Origin of the sequence: Flavobacterium adhaerens (assembly GCF_040045115.1) — a bacterium.
In the GTDB taxonomy this organism is placed as follows: Bacteria; Bacteroidota; Bacteroidia; order Flavobacteriales; family Flavobacteriaceae; genus Flavobacterium; species Flavobacterium adhaerens.
The window spans coordinates 318,330-336,121 of sequence record NZ_JBDLZX010000003.1; the positions used below are offsets into that span (position 1 = coordinate 318,330).

18 protein-coding genes are annotated in these 17,792 nt (G+C 34.5%); 9 read left to right on the forward strand and 9 right to left on the reverse strand.

Features of this window, described 5'->3' with window-relative positions; translation table 11 throughout:
- Positions 1–13: 13 nt before the first annotated feature.
- The 6 genes from ABEB18_RS05940 to ABEB18_RS05965 all read right to left on the reverse strand — a co-directional run bounded on the left by ABEB18_RS05940 (position 14) and on the right by ABEB18_RS05965 (position 5,756).
- Positions 14–412: a hypothetical protein gene (locus ABEB18_RS05940; protein ID WP_348798248.1), complete on the reverse strand. Its 399-nt coding sequence runs from the start codon at positions 410–412 to the stop codon at positions 14–16.
- 290 nt (positions 413–702) lie between these two features.
- On the reverse strand, positions 703–1,485 hold the full coding sequence (locus ABEB18_RS05945; protein ID WP_348798249.1) for an enoyl-CoA hydratase/isomerase family protein: 783 nt from the start codon (positions 1,483–1,485) through the stop codon (positions 703–705).
- A 10-nt stretch (positions 1,486–1,495) separates the two neighbouring features.
- Positions 1,496–2,968 carry a sensor histidine kinase gene (locus ABEB18_RS05950; RefSeq protein WP_348798250.1) on the reverse strand — a complete coding sequence of 491 codons (1,473 nt, stop codon included), beginning with the start codon at positions 2,966–2,968 and terminating at the stop codon, positions 1,496–1,498.
- 85 nt (positions 2,969–3,053) lie between these two features.
- Complete coding sequence (locus tag ABEB18_RS05955) at positions 3,054–3,611, reverse strand: CopD family protein (protein ID WP_348798251.1); 558 nt, start codon at positions 3,609–3,611, stop codon at positions 3,054–3,056.
- Positions 3,612–3,725: 114 nt separating this feature from the next.
- The gene (hemH, locus tag ABEB18_RS05960; protein ID WP_348798252.1) at positions 3,726–4,739 is read right to left on the reverse strand and encodes a ferrochelatase; all 1,014 of its coding nucleotides are present in this window, start codon (positions 4,737–4,739) and stop codon (positions 3,726–3,728) included.
- A gap of 144 nt (positions 4,740–4,883) precedes the next feature.
- A complete protein-coding gene (locus tag ABEB18_RS05965) occupies positions 4,884–5,756 on the reverse strand; it encodes a helix-turn-helix transcriptional regulator (protein WP_348798253.1) in 873 nt (290 codons plus the stop codon).
- A 229-nt stretch (positions 5,757–5,985) separates the two neighbouring features.
- Between ABEB18_RS05965 and hemA the strand changes: the two genes are divergently transcribed.
- The 5 genes from hemA to hemF all read left to right on the forward strand — a co-directional run bounded on the left by hemA (position 5,986) and on the right by hemF (position 10,989).
- The gene (gene hemA / locus ABEB18_RS05970; RefSeq protein WP_348798254.1) at positions 5,986–7,236 is read left to right on the forward strand and encodes a glutamyl-tRNA reductase; all 1,251 of its coding nucleotides are present in this window, start codon (positions 5,986–5,988) and stop codon (positions 7,234–7,236) included.
- Positions 7,237–7,331: 95 nt separating this feature from the next.
- Positions 7,332–8,258, forward strand: a complete 927-nt coding sequence (gene hemC, locus ABEB18_RS05975; protein ID WP_348798256.1) for a hydroxymethylbilane synthase — start codon at positions 7,332–7,334, stop codon at positions 8,256–8,258.
- 11 nt (positions 8,259–8,269) lie between these two features.
- Positions 8,270–8,923, forward strand: a complete 654-nt coding sequence (locus ABEB18_RS05980; protein ID WP_348798257.1) for a uroporphyrinogen-III synthase — start codon at positions 8,270–8,272, stop codon at positions 8,921–8,923.
- Positions 8,924–8,989: 66 nt separating this feature from the next.
- Positions 8,990–10,015, forward strand: a complete 1,026-nt coding sequence (gene hemE / locus ABEB18_RS05985) for a uroporphyrinogen decarboxylase (RefSeq protein WP_348798258.1) — start codon at positions 8,990–8,992, stop codon at positions 10,013–10,015.
- Positions 10,016–10,086: 71 nt separating this feature from the next.
- Positions 10,087–10,989 carry an oxygen-dependent coproporphyrinogen oxidase gene (gene hemF, locus ABEB18_RS05990; RefSeq protein WP_348798260.1) on the forward strand — a complete coding sequence of 301 codons (903 nt, stop codon included), beginning with the start codon at positions 10,087–10,089 and terminating at the stop codon, positions 10,987–10,989.
- A 157-nt stretch (positions 10,990–11,146) separates the two neighbouring features.
- Here hemF and ABEB18_RS05995 read toward each other — a convergent pair whose 3' ends face one another.
- Complete coding sequence (locus tag ABEB18_RS05995; protein ID WP_348798262.1) at positions 11,147–12,994, reverse strand: hypothetical protein; 1,848 nt, start codon at positions 12,992–12,994, stop codon at positions 11,147–11,149.
- Positions 12,995–13,002: 8 nt separating this feature from the next.
- The gene (locus tag ABEB18_RS06000) at positions 13,003–13,638 is read right to left on the reverse strand and encodes a hypothetical protein (protein WP_348798263.1); all 636 of its coding nucleotides are present in this window, start codon (positions 13,636–13,638) and stop codon (positions 13,003–13,005) included.
- 242 nt (positions 13,639–13,880) lie between these two features.
- On the opposite strand from ABEB18_RS06000, the gene hemB reads away from it, so the two are divergent.
- Together hemB and ABEB18_RS06010 are read left to right on the forward strand one after the other, a co-directional pair.
- The gene (gene hemB / locus ABEB18_RS06005) at positions 13,881–14,879 is read left to right on the forward strand and encodes a porphobilinogen synthase (protein WP_348798264.1); all 999 of its coding nucleotides are present in this window, start codon (positions 13,881–13,883) and stop codon (positions 14,877–14,879) included.
- Positions 14,879–15,274 (forward strand): c-type cytochrome, encoded by a 396-nt coding sequence (locus tag ABEB18_RS06010; protein WP_348798265.1) that lies wholly within the window; start codon positions 14,879–14,881, stop codon positions 15,272–15,274. The genes hemB and ABEB18_RS06010 overlap by 1 nt, the downstream gene beginning before the upstream one ends.
- Before the next feature lie 154 nt (positions 15,275–15,428).
- Here the strand turns inward: ABEB18_RS06010 and ABEB18_RS06015 are convergent, their stop codons facing one another.
- The gene (locus ABEB18_RS06015) at positions 15,429–16,136 is read right to left on the reverse strand and encodes a class I SAM-dependent methyltransferase (RefSeq protein ID WP_348798266.1); all 708 of its coding nucleotides are present in this window, start codon (positions 16,134–16,136) and stop codon (positions 15,429–15,431) included.
- A gap of 180 nt (positions 16,137–16,316) precedes the next feature.
- Between ABEB18_RS06015 and ABEB18_RS06020 the strand changes: the two genes are divergently transcribed.
- Both ABEB18_RS06020 and ABEB18_RS06025 read left to right on the forward strand, forming a co-directional pair.
- A complete protein-coding gene (locus ABEB18_RS06020; protein ID WP_348798267.1) occupies positions 16,317–17,210 on the forward strand; it encodes a LysR family transcriptional regulator in 894 nt (297 codons plus the stop codon).
- Positions 17,200–17,685 carry a methylated-DNA--[protein]-cysteine S-methyltransferase gene (locus ABEB18_RS06025; RefSeq protein ID WP_348798268.1) on the forward strand — a complete coding sequence of 162 codons (486 nt, stop codon included), beginning with the start codon at positions 17,200–17,202 and terminating at the stop codon, positions 17,683–17,685. Before ABEB18_RS06020 ends, ABEB18_RS06025 begins: the two co-directional genes overlap by 11 nt.
- Positions 17,686–17,792: the final 107 nt, after the last annotated feature.

The window sequence follows — 17,792 nt, forward strand, 5'->3', positions numbered from 1 at the left end:
GTTTTAAATCTTCTTACATTCCCTTCTCTTTCATTTCCAAAATCACATCTGAGGCATGTAGAAAAGTTGGAGCTTGTTCTATAATACTCCCAGCTCTTTTTTTATTGATTTTGAAAGTAAGATCATTTTCAATAGTAAACAATATTGCTGTCAAAAATGGATTGTTCATATAAGGCGCTAAAACAAAAAAAGCTTCTTCCAGCGAATGAAAACTTTCTATTTCTTCCATTCTATATCGGGCAATTATAGAAATCTTAACCTCATCATTCTCTAATAAAACCGGACGAACATAAATATTTTTCAATTCGGTGTTACCAATTGTTTTGGCCAAAGTGAGCTTAGCAAAGGTTTTATCTTCGATGCTTTCTTTTACTTTTTCCCAGAATTCGGCAAATACAGGTTGGAAGGACATACGTTAGTTTTTTTATGGAGTTATATTTTGAAAGTTTACAAAAATATAATAATATGAGATTACGATATCAAAAAAGTATAATAATATGATATTTGAAAAGAGAATTCAATTAATCCAAGATTATGCAATAGACCATGGATGACACGGATTAAACTGACAAACACGGATTTTTTGTTTTTTAGCGATCTAAAAATCTGCGTGAATCTGCGGAATCTGCGTGAAAAATGATCTAATGTAGAATTGGCTAATTAACAACTGAACACTAATTCCTGCCTACTGAATACTTATTCCTATTTCCCCTTAAAAACTGCTTTTCTTTTTTCTAAAAATGCCTTGGTCCCTTCATTAAAATCAGCAGTCCCAAAACAACGTCCGAAGTTTTTAATCTCGGTTTCGTATCCATTTTTACCATCGGCAAAATTAGCATTGATCGATTTTATGGCTCTACCAATGGCATAAGGAGAATTCTTCATTATTTTTTCAGCAATTGTTGTCGTAAACGCTAAGAGTTCCGATTGCGGAACCACATGATTCACTAAACCGAAATTTTTGGCTTGCTCAGCCGTAATCATTTCGGCCGTCATAATCATTTCCATGGCACGTCCTTTACCCACTAATTGTGGTAATCGTTGTGTTCCTCCATAGCCAGGAATAACACCAAGAGAAACTTCTGGAAGTCCCATTTTGGCATTTTCGGAAGCAACTCTAAAATGGCAAGCCATTGCCAATTCTAAACCGCCTCCCAATGCAAAACCGTTAATGGCCGCAATTACAGGAGTTTTTAGATTTTCGATATAATTAAAAAGCAATTCTTGACCTTGAAAAGCCAATTGTGCTCCTTCTTCTATAGTAAAATGAGCAAATTCCGAAATATCTGCCCCAGCAACAAAAGCTTTTTCACCACTTCCAGTAAGTATAATGACTTGAATTTCTTTGTTTTTCCCCAATACCTTGATTGCTTTGTGCAAATCATTTATAGTTGCAATATTCAACGCATTGAGTTTTGCAGGTCTATTAATAACAACGGTAGCGATGTTATTCTCAATTGTAATTAAAAGATTTTCGTAATTCATCGTTATTTTTTTAGTTGTGAGTTATTGGAAGTGTTACGGTAAAAATAGTTCCTCTTCCGAATTTAGTTTCAAAGGTAATTGTTCCGTTATAGTTTTCTATGATGTTTTTGATAATTCCTAATCCTAAGCCCATTCCGCTATTTTTAGTAGTAAATTTGGGTTCAAAAATATTATCCATATTTTCTGGTTTTATTCCCGTACCGTTATCTTTGACAATGATTGTAAATTGATCATTTTCTCTGGTAATGGCAACCAAAACCATCTTTGTTTCTTGGTCATCAGGAATGGCTTGAGTGGCATTTTTGACTAAATTGGTAACAATTCGTATGAGTTGAGTGCGATCTATTTTGGTAATAATCTCATTTTCGGAACATTCAAATACGATATAATCTTCATTAAAAATATCCAATGTCAATTCGACTACCTCAACTACATCCAAGATTTCATTTTGCTGAACTGGCATCGAAGCAAAGTCCGAAAATGCCGAAGCCACAGAAGTCATCGTATCGATTTGCTGAATAAGAGATTCGGAGAAATCATTGAGTTTTTGTCTGATAGTAGCATCCGCAGGATCAAACTTTCGTTGAAAACTTTGAATCGTGAGACGCATAGGCGTAAGTGGATTTTTGATTTCGTGTGCTACTTGTTTTGCCATTTCTCTCCATGCCAAATCGCGTTCGTTTTGAGCTAAAACTATAGCGTTTTTTTCCAGCTCTTCGGTCATTCTATTATAAGCCAACAATAACATATTGATTTCTTTGATTTTGGTCGAAAATGGAATTTTTTCGATCTTCCTATTCAAACTAGTTTCTCTTAATCTCTCGGCAAAATCATATATTGGTTTGGTAATAAAAGACGAAAGAATATACGCCAAACCAAATGCAATTGCAATCATCAACGAATAAACTTGTGCTAACTGAACCAAAAAATTGTTGAGTTCCTTTTCATAATAACCATCATCGGGAATGTTCGGTAATTTTAGGATCGCAATGGGTTTGAATTTTTTGTTTTTAATCAAACTGTAGGAAGAACGGTATTTGATTCCGTTAATGGTTTTGACCTCGACAAATCTTTTTTCGATAGAGGCATTAACTAATCGAAGAATGAATTTAGAAACCTTTGGTGATTTTTCTTCAACTAAAAAAGTTTCTTTTGAGGATTTTATTAGATTCCCATCCAAAGAATAAATTTGAATTTCGGCGTTTTGAATATCCGAGATTTCATGAATTTTATCTTTAAAAATTAATTTAATATTATCATCTGTAAGAGGGTAAGAAATGGTTGAAAGCATGTAATCGATATGCTTTTTTACATAACTTTCCATGCTTTCTATTCGTCTTTGATTGTACTTTTTTGCGACATTTTTATATTGAAAAATCGAAATACTTAGGAGTAAAAAAGAGGTAGCAATGATTATGATAACCATCGAAAAGAAGATTCTAATACGCAATGAAATTAATGGAATCTTAAAATTTCTAAACATATTCTTTGTGTTCAATTTTTTGAGTGTTCAGTATTCAGTATCTGAGTATTCAGTCCTTTCTAACATCTGATCACTAAAAAACTGTTTACTGTTTACTGTTTCTCTCTCTGATTCTTTTATAAAATTTAAAACCCAGCATGATTAAAACCGAAAATAATACAATCCCAATTACACCATAAATCCAGTTAACAGCATTTTTTAAAATCACTAAAAACACTACTGCAAAAAGAATGATGGTAGCTCCTTCATTCCACAGACGCATGAAATTTGTCGTGTATTTTACGGCATCATTTTGCAATTGTTTAAATATTTGGTGGCATTTTAAATGATACAAATACAACACAAAAACAAAGCCAAGTTTAACATGCATCCAGGGCATTTGCAACCAGGCATTTCCCGTAGGGGTAAAAAACAACATCCAAAAAGCAAAAATACTCGCTAAAATTGCCGATGGCCAGGTGATAATATACCACAGTCTGTAACTCATGATTTTGAATTGTTTTTGCAAAATCTCCTTTTCGGGAGAAGGTTTATCGGCTGCTTCAATTTGATACACAAACAAGCGAACAATATAAAAAAGTCCGGCGAACCAGGTGATTACAAAAATTAAATGTAGCGATTTTAGGTAGTTGTAATATTCCATAAAGAATTTTAGATTTCAGATTAACGATTTTAGATTTCTGATATTATGTATTCTGAAAACATGAATTTAATATTTAAATCTGAAATCGTTAATCAACATTCAGTAATCTTAAATCTATTTTGCCCAATCATTGATCCAGTTCCCAACCGTTTGACACCATTCGTCATCATCATTCAAACAAGGAATTGCCAAGAAATCTTCACCACCATTTTCTTCAAATTCTTCTTTTGCTCGCATGGCAATTTCTTCTAATGTTTCTAAGCAATCCGAAACAAAAGCAGGAGTTACTACAGCTAATTTTTTAATTCCTTTTGCCGGCATATTGTTGATTTCAACATCGGTATAAGGTTCCAACCATTTGTCGCCTGCTAATCGGGATTGAAAAGTCAAACTATATTTGTCTTTTGGAATACCAAGTTTTTCAATTACCAATTTTGTGGTTTCATAACACTGGTGACGGTAACAAAATTCGTGTGCCGGTGATGGCGTATTGCAACAAGAACCATCAATTTTACAATGCGATTTGGTCACATCCGTCTTACGAATGTGACGCTCCGGAATTCCGTGATAAGAAAACAACAAATGATCGTATTCAAAACTTTCTAAATGTTTTTTCATCGAATCCGCCAAATTCTGAATATAATCTGCTTTATTGTAAAACGCAGGAACATCCGTAAATGTCATTTGAGGAAATTTCTTTTTGCGAATTTCTTCTGCTTTTACTAAAATTGTCAGTGTTGAAGCCATCGCATATTGTGGATACAACGGGAAAAGCAATACTTCGGTAACGCCTTTATCGTGCAATTCCTGTAATCCTTTTTCAATGGTCATAGTTCCGTAACGCATTGCCAGCGCCACGGGAACATTTACTAAAGGCTGTACTTTTTGCTGCATTCTTTCAGAAAGAACTACTAAAGGCGAACCTTCGTCCCACCAAATTTTTGCGTAAGCATGAGCTGATTCTTCCGGTCTTTTTCTTAAAATAATACCACGAACTAATAAGGCACGCAACAAATACGGAACATCAATTACGTATTTATCCATTAAAAATTCGTCTAAATACGGTTTTACATCTTTTGGAGTTGGACTTTCTGGAGATCCTAGGTTTACTAATAATACGCCTTTCATTATTCTTTTTTTTGCTTTTGCTTTAAGTTCTAGACTTTAAGCAACTGTTTTATAAATTTTTGTCAAAAGTAGCCAATGCCCCTTTTTCGAAATATGATAAATGTTATTTTTTAGTTATGTTTTGATTTGTAAAATCGATAGTGATTATACATTTGTATTAATAGACATTAAATACTTTTTAGGAGTTGTCCCAAATTTCTTCTTGAAAGCAGCAATAAAATGACTTCCTGTGCTGTATCCGATTTTAAGACCAACTTCATTCACGTTATAAGATCCGCTATCCAAAAGCTGACGTGCATAATCCATTTTGTAATCAAAAAGATAGCCATAAACGGTGTCTCCGTAGATTTGCTTAAAACCCATTTTGAGTTTTTTTAATGTCAATCCTATTTCATCGGCCAATTCTTGTAATCCTGGAGGTTCAGCCATATTGGCAATGATAATTTCTTTGGCTTTTTTGATTTTCAAAACATTATCTTCATCAACAAGAAACGGACATTGTTCTGCATTTGGATCTTCGGTTCTATTAAAATACAGACTTAATAACTCATACCCTTTCCCTTTATAATATAAATTTTTGATCGAAGGATTTAAGTTATAATGAAACAACTGGCTTAAAACTATTGCCATCGATGGACTGATATCACCATCTTTGTAATATTTTTTGTCTTTATTTTCTTCGCTTAAAAAAGGAATATGACCAGAATCATTAGAAAATAATCGATGAAATTTTTGAATCGATATCAAAATCGAAATTACCCAAGTATTGGGTGCCAATTCCAAATTAAGCGGTAGTTCCTTTTGCGGATTGTATAAGAGTAATGATTTTTCATCATTTAACTCCAAAGTATAATTGCCTTGGTTAAACAAAAGTTTTGCATGACCTTTCAATCCAAAATGAAATTGAATCAACCCACTATTAACCTGATGCTGCGCTTGAAAACCTATTTCACTATCATTTTGAAAACGGATTAATGTAAAATCATCTTCGATAGTTATAATTTCTTGAGAACCCATAGCGATATTTTTTTTATAAAAAAAAGACTTTTGGAGATTGTTTTTATTTAGAACGACTCTAAATAAAACAAAAATAAACCCTTGATAATGCTACAAAAATAATTGTTTTTATTAAAAAACAACGAATTAAATTCAAAAAAGCACTAAGCGTTACAAAAAGAACTTTTAGCGTTGTTTTTATCGAAAGTATAATAATAATTTTGTAGAACTTTTAAGTGAAAGTGAAAATATGGAAAATCATACTATTTCGAAGCATCTTTATTTTTATTCAATAGGCCTTAGTTACAAAAAGGCAGATGCTGAGATAAGAGGTAAATTTAGTTTAGATGCTACTGCCAAAACAAATTTACTAAAACAAGCCCAAAACGAAGGAATTCAAAATTTATTTGTTACCTCAACCTGCAACAGAACCGAGATTTACGGTTTTGCAGAACATCCATTTCAATTAATCAAATTACTTTGTGACAACAGCAGTGGTACTGTCGAAGATTTTCAAAAAGTAGCCAACGTATATAAAAATCAAGAAGCGATTTCGCATTTATTTCGAGTAGGAACAGGTTTAGACAGTCAAATTCTAGGAGATTTTGAAATCATCAGTCAAATTCGCAACGGATTTGCAGAGGCAAAAGCTATGGGCTTAGCCAATGCCTACATGGAACGATTGGTAAATGCTGTAATTCAGTCCAGCAAAAAAATTAAAAATGAAACCGAAATCAGTTCGGGAGCTACATCCGTTTCGTTTGCATCAGTACAATATATCATCAAAAATGTAGAAGATATCGGAAGTAAAAATATTTTACTTTTTGGCACAGGAAAAATCGGTAGAAATACCTGTGAAAACCTCGTAAAGCATACCAAAAACGAGCACATCACTCTAATCAATAGAACCAAGGACAAGGCTGAAAAATTAGCTGGAAAACTCAATCTAATTGTAAAAGATTACTCCGAGTTACATCTTGAATTGCAAAAAGCAGATGTTGTTATTGTTGCCACTGGTGCTCAAAATCCAACTATTGACAAAGCGATCTTGAATTTGAAAAAGCCATTATTGATATTAGATTTATCGATTCCAAAAAATGTCAATGAAAATGTAAAAGATTTGGATGGAGTTACCTTAATCCACATGGATCATTTATCGCAAATTACAGATGAAACTTTAGAAAACAGAAAAGCTCACATTCCTGCAGCCGAAGCTATTATCGAAGAAATCAAAGAAGAATTTTTGGCGTGGACGAAAGTTCGAAAATTTGCTCCAACGATAAATGCTTTGAAAGAAAAATTAAACTCTATTAAAAATTCAGAATTAGATTTTCAAAGTAAAAAAATAGCAGATTTTAACGAAGAACAAGCTGAAATTATCAGCAATCGTATTATTCAAAAAATCACTACACATTTTGCAAATCACTTAAAAGATGACAACACCATGGTCGATGAAAGCATCGAATGGATTGAAAAAGTTTTCAAAATAAAAGCATCTTAAAAATTCTAAAAAGCACATAAGCTCTATAAGTTTGATTATAATAGAAAATAACTACACATCATCCTCAACTTGTAAAGCAAAAAACAAACAACAAAATGGCCCAAAAAACAATCAGAATAGGAACTCGCGATAGCGAATTAGCACTTTGGCAAGCCCACACTGTCGAGAAAAAACTAAACGATTTAGGCTATAAAACAGAAATTGTTGCGGTAAAATCAGAAGGCGATATTATCCTAGACAAACCACTTTATGAACTGGGAATTACAGGAATTTTCACCAAAACGTTGGATATTGCCATGATTAACGGTCAAGTGGATATTGCTGTTCACTCTATGAAAGATGTGCCAACGACTTTACCAATTGGAATTGTTCAAGGAGCCGTTTTGGAAAGAGCTAATACAGTAGATATTTTGGTTCACAAAGGCAATCTGAATTTTCTAGAAACAAACGGAATCATTGCTACCGGAAGTTTGCGCCGTCAAGCCATGTGGCTCAACAAATATCCAGAGCATACGGTAGTCGATTTGCGCGGAAACGTAAACACGCGTATGCAAAAACTAAAGGACAACGATTGGAACGGTGCTGTTTTTGCCGCAGCTGGTTTAGAAAGAATCAACCTGAAACCAACCGAATTCATCAATCTAGATTGGATGATTCCTGCACCAGCACAAGGTGCAATGGTAGTTGTGGCAATGGCAAATGACGAATATACTTTAGATGCTGTTTCGCAATTGAATGATGTTGAAACTGAAGTTTGCACTCATATCGAAAGACAATTTCTAAAAATTCTAGAAGGAGGTTGTACTGCGCCTATTGGTGCATTAGCTACCTATAGCGAATTAGAAGATACTTTTACTTTCAAAGGCGCTTTGTTGTCTATAGATGGAAAACAAAAATTAGAAATCGAAAAAACAGTTCCAGTTGAAGATTGGAAAAAATTAGGGTTCAATTGTGCTAAAGAAATTCTAGAAAACGGTGGTACCGAATTAATGGCAACTATTAAAGCTACTTTGAAAAAATAATAAAGCAACAAATGAAAATACTTTCTACCAAAATACTTGCTGATTATCAAAGAAAACCAGTTGTCGATGCAGGTTTCGAACTCATTGAAAAAGATTTTATTGCCACTAAAAACAGACCTTTTGATTTAAAAAAACTAAACGAAAGTTTGATTTTCACCAGTCAAAATGCTGTAGAAAGCATTTTACAGCATCCTGATTTAGAAAAATTAAAAGTCAAAAAAGTATATTGTGTAGGGCTAAAAACCAAAAGTTTGCTCGAAGAAAATGGTTTTGAAGTAATAGCATACACTGGATATGCTGCTGATTTGGCCGAAATTATTACGCTAATTTACAAAACAGAAAAATATACTTTTTTTTGCGGTAACAAACGCCGTGATACCTTACCCGATGCTTTAAAACAAGCTGGAATCGTCTTCAATGAAATTGAAGTGTACGAAACCACCCTTACCCCTCATAAAATAAAAGATCCTGTACAAGCCATACTTTTTTTTAGTCCATCGGGCGTAGAAAGTTATCTAAAACAAAATACCATTAAAAAAGAATTTTGTTTTTGCATTGGCACAACTACAGCACAAGCATTAGAAAAAACAACCAAAAACATCATCATTGCTGAAGAACCAACCATTGAAGATGTGATTGAAGCTGTATTTGGAGAATATTTATAATAAAAACCTAATTAACAAACCTAACAGGTCTTAAAAACTGGTTAGGTTTAAATACATAAAACAAAAATGTTAAAAAACGACCTATTTTTAAAAGCATTAAAAGGAGAAACAGTTCAACGCCCACCAGTATGGATGATGCGTCAGGCAGGAAGATATTTACCAGAATTTAGAGCTTTGCGTGACAAATATGATTTTTTCACCCGTTGCGAAACTCCAGAATTGGCTGCCGAAATTACGGTTCAACCTATCCGAATAGTAAAACCCGATGCAGCAATTTTGTTTTCGGATATTTTGGTAGTACCAAGAGCGATGGGAATTCACGTTGAGTTGAAAGACAATTTAGGTCCCATTATCCCAAATCCAATTCGTACAATGGAGCAGGTAAATCAGGTTTATGTTCCGGATGTAAATGAAACTTTAGGTTATGTTTTTGACGCGGTAAAATTGACCAAAGAAATGTTAGATAATGAAGTGCCTTTGATTGGTTTTGCAGGTTCGCCTTGGACGATTTTTTGTTATGCTGTAGAAGGAAAAGGCTCAAAAAGTTTTGACACTGCCAAAGGATTTTGCTTCTCTAACCCAGTTGCAGCGCATACTTTGTTGCAAAAAATTACTGATACAACCATTTTATATTTAAAAGAAAAAGTAAAAGCGGGTGTCAATGCAGTTCAGATTTTTGATTCTTGGGGCGGGATGCTTTCTCCAACAGACTATCAAGAATTCTCCTGGAAATACATCAACCAAATCGTTGAAGCTTTGGCTGAGGTTACTCCAGTTATTGTTTTCGGAAAAGGTTGTTGGTTTGCTTTGAACGAAATGGGAAAAAGTAAAGCTTCGGCATTGGGTGTAGATTGGACTTGTACTGCCAGAAATGCCCGTTATTTGTCAGGAGGAAATATCACTTTACAAGGAAATTTTGATCCATCGAGATTACTTTCGCCAATTCCAACCATCAAAAAAATGGTACACGAAATGATTGACGAATTCGGAAAAGACAAATACATTGTAAACTTAGGTCACGGAATTTTACCAAATATTCCAGTAGATCACGCTAAGGCGTTTATCGAGGCGGTTAAGGAATACAACTCTTAGTACAAAGAATTAAGAATTAAGTATCAAGACAAAATCTTTATACTTGATACTCAATACTTAATACATTCACAATGAAAAACCAATTCTACACATACATACAAACCCTTCAGGATCAAATCTGCAAAGGTTTAGAAAACATTGATGGATCAGCCAAATTCCGTGAGGATATTTGGGAACGACCAGAAGGCGGTGGCGGACGAACTCGAGTGATTGAAAACGGAGCCGTTTTCGAAAAAGGCGGTGTAAACATTTCGGCTGTACACGGTAAATTGCCCGATACGATGCAAAAAATGTTCAATGTGGGCGAAGCCGATTTTTTTGCCTGTGGACTGAGTTTGGTTATCCATCCAAAGAATCCAATGGTGCCAACGGTGCATGCCAATTGGCGTTATTTTGAAATGTACAATCAAAAAGGTGAAATAATCAATCAATGGTTTGGTGGCGGACAAGATTTAACGCCTTATTATCTGTTTGAAGAAGATGGAAAACATTTTCATCAAACTTGTAAAACTGCCTGTGACAAGCACAATTCCGAATTTTATCCGTTGTACAAAAAGAAATGCGACGAATACTTTTGGAACGCACATCGTAACGAAGCTCGTGGTCTTGGCGGTTTGTTTTTTGACTATTTAAAAGCCACAGAAGAACGTTCGATGCAAGACTGGTACAATTTTGTAACCGAAGTAGGAAATAGCTTTTTACAAGCTTATTTACCAATTGTAGAGCGCAGAAAAGATTTGCCTTATACTCCAGAACAGCGAACTTGGCAGGAAATTCGTCGTGGTCGTTATGTTGAGTTTAATTTGGTGCATGATAAAGGCACGCTCTTCGGCTTAAAAACCAACGGTAGAATCGAGAGTATTTTGATGTCTTTACCTCCTCACGTGCAATGGGTGTACGACCATCATCCCGAAACTGGAAGCGAAGAAGAAAAATTGGTAAAAATATTAGAAAACCCAATTGATTGGGTATAGTCTATAAACAAAAAGTTGCTATCCAAAAGGCCTTGTTTTTGTCATTCCGAATTTATTTCGGAATCTAAAAATAATCAATAGTTAAGCATTTAAAGAAGCTGAAACAAGTTCAGCTTACAAGATTATGACTTTTCGGATAGCTTCTTTAAACCATTTTTTATTTCATCTCTTGAATAGCATCTAAAAATTGTAGAATGATATTTTTATCATTTTGAGTAGAATTTAGCTTCATTTCAAAACGATATTTATTGTCTTTTAGTTTTTTAGAAGAATTCATTTCGAAACTATTGAAGTGTTGCCCCAAACGTAAAAATTTATCGTCATAAATTGTTTTCTCTTTATTTTGGAGATAGGTACTCATCACTTTTTCAAAATCAACTTTGGCAATAAAAGAATTTCTCTTCAAGTTGCTTTTAACGTCTTTTACGAAAGTGCCATTTGAAGTTCCATTAAAAGCATCGGGATCATTAGCAATCACAACAACATCTTGGTCTTTTAAGATAAAAAGATCTCCATACTCACTCGTTTTTGTAAAATAGTATCGATTATTTTCTTGTTTTAGCATTCCTTTTCGAACAGCCAGTTGCATTAATTTATCAACAAATGTAGGGTGTGTAGAGGTAAAAACAGCCGTGAAAAGAGGAATAGATTTGGTTACAATTTCTTCTTTTTCTATCTCTTCAAAATTCTCATTATAATCATACGTTTTGATTTTGATTTCTTTTTGAACAACATCGTTTACAAAAAAACTGAAATCACCATCTAATAAAGTTGCCGTAGCCTTTTCGTCAATTATAGTCGAAATTAAATCGGTCAACAAAGTAATATCTTCATTAAAAAGAGATGACCCACTAAATAATTGGTTGGTAAAGGATGGGAAATTGGTCAGTAATTCTTTGGTATCGATGTGATAAGAAAAGAAACCAATTGGTTTTTCGGTTGGAAAATAAGAATAGATTTTTTTATTGATTTTTCGATCCATTATTTTTTCAACCATTTTGATTGATGCCTCATCATACTCGATCAATTCTTCAATGCGGGCATTATTGGGATCAAAATAAGCATTAACATTAATGCCTTTGATAAAATTACCAAGGCCATTAGCTCTAGCAAAATAATTGTTCATACCACCCGTAACACTCGAAATACCATAGGTTTTGTATGCATTTTTTAAAAAAGAATCACAACTAATCCACGATGAAATATCAGCGTTGCCATCAACCTTATCGGAATGCGGTGGCACAAAACCATCTTTAAACAACAATTTTACAAACTCTTCTTGATTTTGGCTTTGTAAACGTTCGAATGCCGCTTTTTGAACCAAATAATTGTCATACGAATCATTATTTTCAAAATAATTTGTATCGGCATTATCTTCCTCTGTCGTTACAACATCCGTTTCTACAGTTTCATCTTCTATAATCACAGTCGATTCGTTGGGTACTTCTATAGCTGTTGAATCTATCTCAGAGGTCTCAGCATCTATTTCTTCAAGAACTTCCATGTTGGCAAAATTGTCATAAGAATATTTGTCGGTTAATTCTAAAATAACCAAATAATCCTGATTCCAAGCTATAGTGGCTTTCTTAGAAATAGTATCTGAGAGTACCATAGAAAAATTTCCAAAATCTTCGACTTTTTTTACTGTTTCAACCGCAACAGAATCTTTAAAAACCTTTCTTTTGCGTAGCATAATTTCCTTTAACAACGAGCTATTTTTTACAGGAATTGTAATTTGATAAAACGAAAGTGTATCGGCAAAAACCCCATTAGCCGTAATTTTTTCATTCATTTTAAAAACCAATTCCATTTCTTGAGCAGTAAATTCTTGATTTTCTTTATTGTATTCTTTAAACAATGAATGGTTTAAAACCTCAGCAACACTTACTTTTTTAGTAAGCTGATCTCCATTGTATTGTACAAAAAAATCGTGAGCTTGATGTTTTGTTTGTGCTATGGCAAAAGAACTACACAGTAATAGAAATTGGAAAAAAAGATTTTTCATGATAGGGTTTAATGGGTTAATTGAATACTATTATTCATCAAAGATGATTTTTTGAGAACATTATAAACCGTGTGCTTTAAGAAAACAGACTTTTTGTTCTTAGAAATCTTACTGCTCGCATTGTTTACAGTTGCAATTTCGGTATCGAAAGTATAAATACTTATAACGTTGGCTTGTTCCAGATCCGATTTTCGTTTAGGGTCGTTGGCGAGTTTTTCTGGGATAGGATAATTGGCACGACGCTCAAAGGAGTTCGCATTATTGGATACAACATAAACTCTTTCGTTTTGCTTGTTAACCGCGTTCATTGCCGCATTCAATGCCGCTACATTTTTATAATTAAGACTAATGGTAAAAATATAATCATCAAAATTAGTGGTGGTTATTATATTCGAAATCCCATCAATCTTGGATGCCGTACGTTTAAAATCATTAAGCTTTTGAGTAATTTCGTCTTCATTTGGAATTTTCGTACCGTCAATTTCTTCTAATAGCATTGCCGATTTGGTCTTTAACCAAGATTTTGAAAAATCAACAGTAATCGAATACTCGCCACTTTGATCTCGGTGATGTTTGATTTTTTCGGTGATTTCAAAACAACTTGTACACAAAAAACAAATAAGTAGAATAAGAATTTTCTTCATATAGCGAATTTACTATTAAATTTCGAAAAACCAAACCCATCAAAAAAGCCTAAAATTTTATTAAAGTAAGCCTTGTTTGTAGATTTGCTCACCGTAATTTAGACCAATATCCGTAACTTTGAGACTTTCAAAAAAAATCTATTTAAACTATTGATTTTGTATTGCTTTTTTATGAAATTATTGATTCCCTCAATTTGTTTTAATCCTAAATCTGCAATCTAAATCTACAATCTATAATCATTATGTTCCCATTACAAAGAGGTAGAAGATTACGTGTTAACGAATCCATTCGTTCATTAGTTCGTGAAACAACTTTAAGTCCATCCGATTTTATGTTCCCAATGTTTATTGCCGAAGGCGAAAACGTAAAGGTTGAAATCCCTTCAATGCCCGGGATTTTTCGTCGCTCGATAGATTTAACAGTTGAGGAAGTAAAAGAATTATTTTCTCTTGGGATTCGTGCCGTAAATATCTACGTAAAAGTAAGCGAAAACCTAAAAGACAATACTGGTAAAGAAGCATGGAATCCAAACGGATTGATGCAACAAGCTATTCGTGCCATCAAATCGGCTTGTCCGGAAATGATTGTGATGCCAGATGTGGCTTTAGATCCGTATTCTATTTACGGTCATGACGGAGTTATCGCTAATGGCGATGTCGAAAACGATGCTACCAACGATGCTTTGGTAAAAATGGCAGTTTCGCATGCCGAAGCGGGTGCCGATTTTGTAGCACCATCGGATATGATGGACGGACGTGTATTGCGCTTGCGCCAAGGTTTGGATGCTGCTGGTTTCCATAATGTGGGAATCATGAGTTATTCGGCTAAATATGCTTCGGCTTTTTACGGGCCTTTCCGTGACGCATTGGATTCTGCTCCAAAACAAGCCGATGTCAAAGTACCAAAAGACAAAAAAACCTACCAAATGGACTATGCTAACCGCATCGAAGCGGTAAAAGAAGCCCTTTGGGATGTCGAGGAAGGAGCCGATATGGTCATGGTAAAACCCGGAATTGCCTATTTGGATATTGTTCGCGAAGTAAAAAACGCAGTCAATGTTCCTGTAACCGTATATCACGTTTCTGGTGAATATGCAATGATCAAAGCCGCAGCTGAAAAAGGTTGGTTGGACAACGATAAAATCATGATGGAGCAACTGATGTGTATCAAACGTGCCGGAGCTAGTTTGATTTCGACTTATTTTGCCAAAGAAGCAGCGATACTTTTAAATCAGAAATAATGAAAAAAATAGTACTTATAACTCTAGCTTTTCTTGCATTCTCTTGTAAAAAAGAAAGTCAGGAATCCTTTGGAAAACCAGAACAAACGGCAACTGAAACAGAAGTTGCAGCTCAAACACCTCAAGCTTTAGGCAAAGAAATTTTCGAGGGAAAAGGCAACTGCACCGCCTGTCATCAGCCTGACCAAAAAGTAATTGGTCCAAGCATCAAAGAAATTGCCAAAATCTATAAAGAGAAAAATGGGAATATGGTACATTTCCTTAAAGGAGAAAGTGAAGCTATCGTAGATCCAGCACAATTTGCCGTGATGCAAGCCAATCTGGAAATTACCAAAACCTTTACAGATGAGGAATTAAAAGCGGTAGAAGCTTATATGTATTCAAATTTGAAATAATTATCATCCTGAGTTTATCAAAGGATTAGGAGCTTAATCCTGCTATCCGCTATATCTCTTGTGGCGAACCCCGCCACAAAAGGATGCCGCTTCTATCAGGGCTAAAAACACAAAACCATCTCAAAAACAGGGATGGTTTTGTATTTTTAAATCATTATTTTATCGCTCCAAACGCTCCAAAACAACTGTTTTTATGTAAAATTTCGGTGCTTGAAAAACCCACTTTTTTCATCAAATCCAATTGGTACGTCATTGAACGTGGCGTGTCTTCCATTTCAATATAGTCAAACACTTTTTGTTGGTATTCTGCTCCACCGTGTTGATGTAAATAATCCCCATATTTACCCCAAACCATTTCATTTACGCCATCGTGATCTTGCACCAACAAATCCGAAATCATCAAACATCCGCCTGGAGTCAAACAATCATATAATTTGGCAAAAACAAATTCCCAATCGGCATCATCACGCAAATGATGCAAAACGGCTCCAGCCAAAATAATATCAAATTGATTTTTACCTAAATCAATCTCTCGGATATCGCCTTGTACAATTTGTACTCTTCCAGTAGTTACAGCCGATACACGCTCTTGGGCTCTTTCCAACATAGGCAAACTCAAATCAATCAAAGTGCAATTTAAATTGGGGACTTTCGAAAGTATTTTCAACGTATAATTCCCTGCTCCGCAACCAATATCCAAAACTGTGGTTGCATTGGGTTTTATAGCTTTGGCGGCAGCCGTAATCAATTCTAACGAAATTTGAGCATCCATAGTTGCTACTTGTCCAGTTTCTAAATTGGCAAAACGTTCTACATCGTTGTCAAAACGTTCTTTGATTTGTGTTACTGTTGATTTTTCCATAACATTTTTGGTTTAAGTTCTATTGTCAAGTTGAGCGCAGTCGAAACTCTTTTTTACAAAAAACATGAATCACGACTTCGCTCGATTTGACATATTTGATATTGATATCACAAACCTAAAATTTTTATATATGACTTAAAAATACTTATTTTTACAATAATCAATACCTAATAAGTATTTATGGAATTACGTCATTTAAAATATTTCCTCAAACTCGCCGAAGAATTGAGCTTTGTTCGGGCTGCAGATAAATTGTTTATTTCGCAGCCACCGTTGAGTCGCCAAATCAAAGAATTGGAAACCGAATTGGGAGCAACTTTATTTGAACGAAACAACAAGCGTGTAGTTTTGACCGATGCAGGAAAATATTATCAAAAAGAGATAAAAGAATTGGTTCAAAATTTGGAACGCATCAATTTGACCACCCAAAAAATCAGTCAAAACCAAAGCGGTGAATTCCGAATTGCCTATGTGAGTTCTACTTTTTCGGGAGATATTTCAAAATTACTTCAGTTTTTATCGGAAAAATATCCTTACGTGAATTTCCGTTTGTACGAAGTCCCAACCGTTAAACAAATTGCAGCTCTCGAAGAAGGAAAAATAGATCTCGGAATCATTCGTGCGCCTTTGCATTCACCCAAAATCGATTCGCAATTGTGGTTTAAAGACAGTTTTTCGTTGGTTTTTGATCGAAATAAATACGATATAAATTCAGAAGAGGATTTAGTACATTTGAAAAAAGAAACTTTTGTCTTTTTTAATAAAGATTATGCGCCGCGGTATTATGACCAGTTATTGGAAATTTGCGCTCGCTTTGGGTTTGAACCCCAAGTAGTTCATGAATCTAATAATATTTCGTCGATTATTCAATTGGTCAAAAACGGTTTGGGTATTTCGATTGTACCCGCCAATGTGGCCAAAAATTACCAAGAACCTGAATTGGGATTTGTCGAGTTGAAACAATCGAATCTATTTACCGATATTTTGCTGGCAACACCAAAAGAGAATCTGTCCGAAATAGCGAAAATAGCTATTGAATTTTTAATGAATCTGAAAAGAAAGCATGAAAAATAACAATCAAATAACGGTTCACATCAAAACACCATTAGGAATAGCCAAAATTTCTGGGGACGAAATGGGAGTGAGTTCCATTTCTGTTTTAGACGATGGCAATGTTTCCGATGAAATTCCGTCAGAATTACAAGAATCTGTTTCGCAACTCAACGAATATTTTGAAGGCAAACGAACCGATTTCGATTTCAAAATCAATCCAAAAGGAACCGATTTTCAGCAAAAAGTATGGCAATCCTTACTCGAAATTCCATTTGGAAAAACCATGTCTTATTTAGAATTATCTAAAAAACTGGGCGAGGTGAAAGCCATTCGTGCAGTAGCTTCGGCCAATGGAAAAAATCCGCTTTGGATTGTTGTTCCCTGTCATAGAGTGATTGGGACTGATGGTTCGCTTACTGGTTACGCAGGTGGTTTGTGGCGAAAAAAATGGTTGTTGGAACATGAAAATCCTACGAAACAGCAAAGCTTATTCTAAGTAGATAAACACGAATTGCACGAATTTTCACCAATTAAAATAGTAGAATAATAAATTTGGTTAATTTTAAAACTTTAAAAAAGTTCGTGAATTTATTCAAGTGTAAT

Coding starts and splice junctions, on each gene's coding strand:
- ABEB18_RS05945 (WP_348798249.1), bottom strand. CDS start 1,485: ATGAATTACGAAAATCTTTTAATTACAATTGAGAATAACATCGCTACC.
- ABEB18_RS05980 (WP_348798257.1), top strand. CDS start 8,270: ATGAAAATACTTTCTACCAAAATACTTGCTGATTATCAAAGAAAACCA.
- hemH (WP_348798252.1), bottom strand. CDS start 4,739: ATGAAAGGCGTATTATTAGTAAACCTAGGATCTCCAGAAAGTCCAACT.
- hemA (WP_348798254.1), top strand. CDS start 5,986: ATGGAAAATCATACTATTTCGAAGCATCTTTATTTTTATTCAATAGGC.
- ABEB18_RS06025 (WP_348798268.1), top strand. CDS start 17,200: ATGAAAAATAACAATCAAATAACGGTTCACATCAAAACACCATTAGGA.
- ABEB18_RS06020 (WP_348798267.1), top strand. CDS start 16,317: ATGGAATTACGTCATTTAAAATATTTCCTCAAACTCGCCGAAGAATTG.
- ABEB18_RS05995 (WP_348798262.1), bottom strand. CDS start 12,994: ATGAAAAATCTTTTTTTCCAATTTCTATTACTGTGTAGTTCTTTTGCC.
- hemE (WP_348798258.1), top strand. CDS start 8,990: ATGTTAAAAAACGACCTATTTTTAAAAGCATTAAAAGGAGAAACAGTT.
- hemF (WP_348798260.1), top strand. CDS start 10,087: ATGAAAAACCAATTCTACACATACATACAAACCCTTCAGGATCAAATC.
- ABEB18_RS06010 (WP_348798265.1), top strand. CDS start 14,879: ATGAAAAAAATAGTACTTATAACTCTAGCTTTTCTTGCATTCTCTTGT.
- ABEB18_RS06015 (WP_348798266.1), bottom strand. CDS start 16,136: ATGGAAAAATCAACAGTAACACAAATCAAAGAACGTTTTGACAACGAT.
- hemC (WP_348798256.1), top strand. CDS start 7,332: ATGGCCCAAAAAACAATCAGAATAGGAACTCGCGATAGCGAATTAGCA.
- ABEB18_RS06000 (WP_348798263.1), bottom strand. CDS start 13,638: ATGAAGAAAATTCTTATTCTACTTATTTGTTTTTTGTGTACAAGTTGT.
- ABEB18_RS05940 (WP_348798248.1), bottom strand. CDS start 412: ATGTCCTTCCAACCTGTATTTGCCGAATTCTGGGAAAAAGTAAAAGAA.
- ABEB18_RS05955 (WP_348798251.1), bottom strand. CDS start 3,611: ATGGAATATTACAACTACCTAAAATCGCTACATTTAATTTTTGTAATC.
- ABEB18_RS05965 (WP_348798253.1), bottom strand. CDS start 5,756: ATGGGTTCTCAAGAAATTATAACTATCGAAGATGATTTTACATTAATC.
- hemB (WP_348798264.1), top strand. CDS start 13,881: ATGTTCCCATTACAAAGAGGTAGAAGATTACGTGTTAACGAATCCATT.
- ABEB18_RS05950 (WP_348798250.1), bottom strand. CDS start 2,968: ATGTTTAGAAATTTTAAGATTCCATTAATTTCATTGCGTATTAGAATC.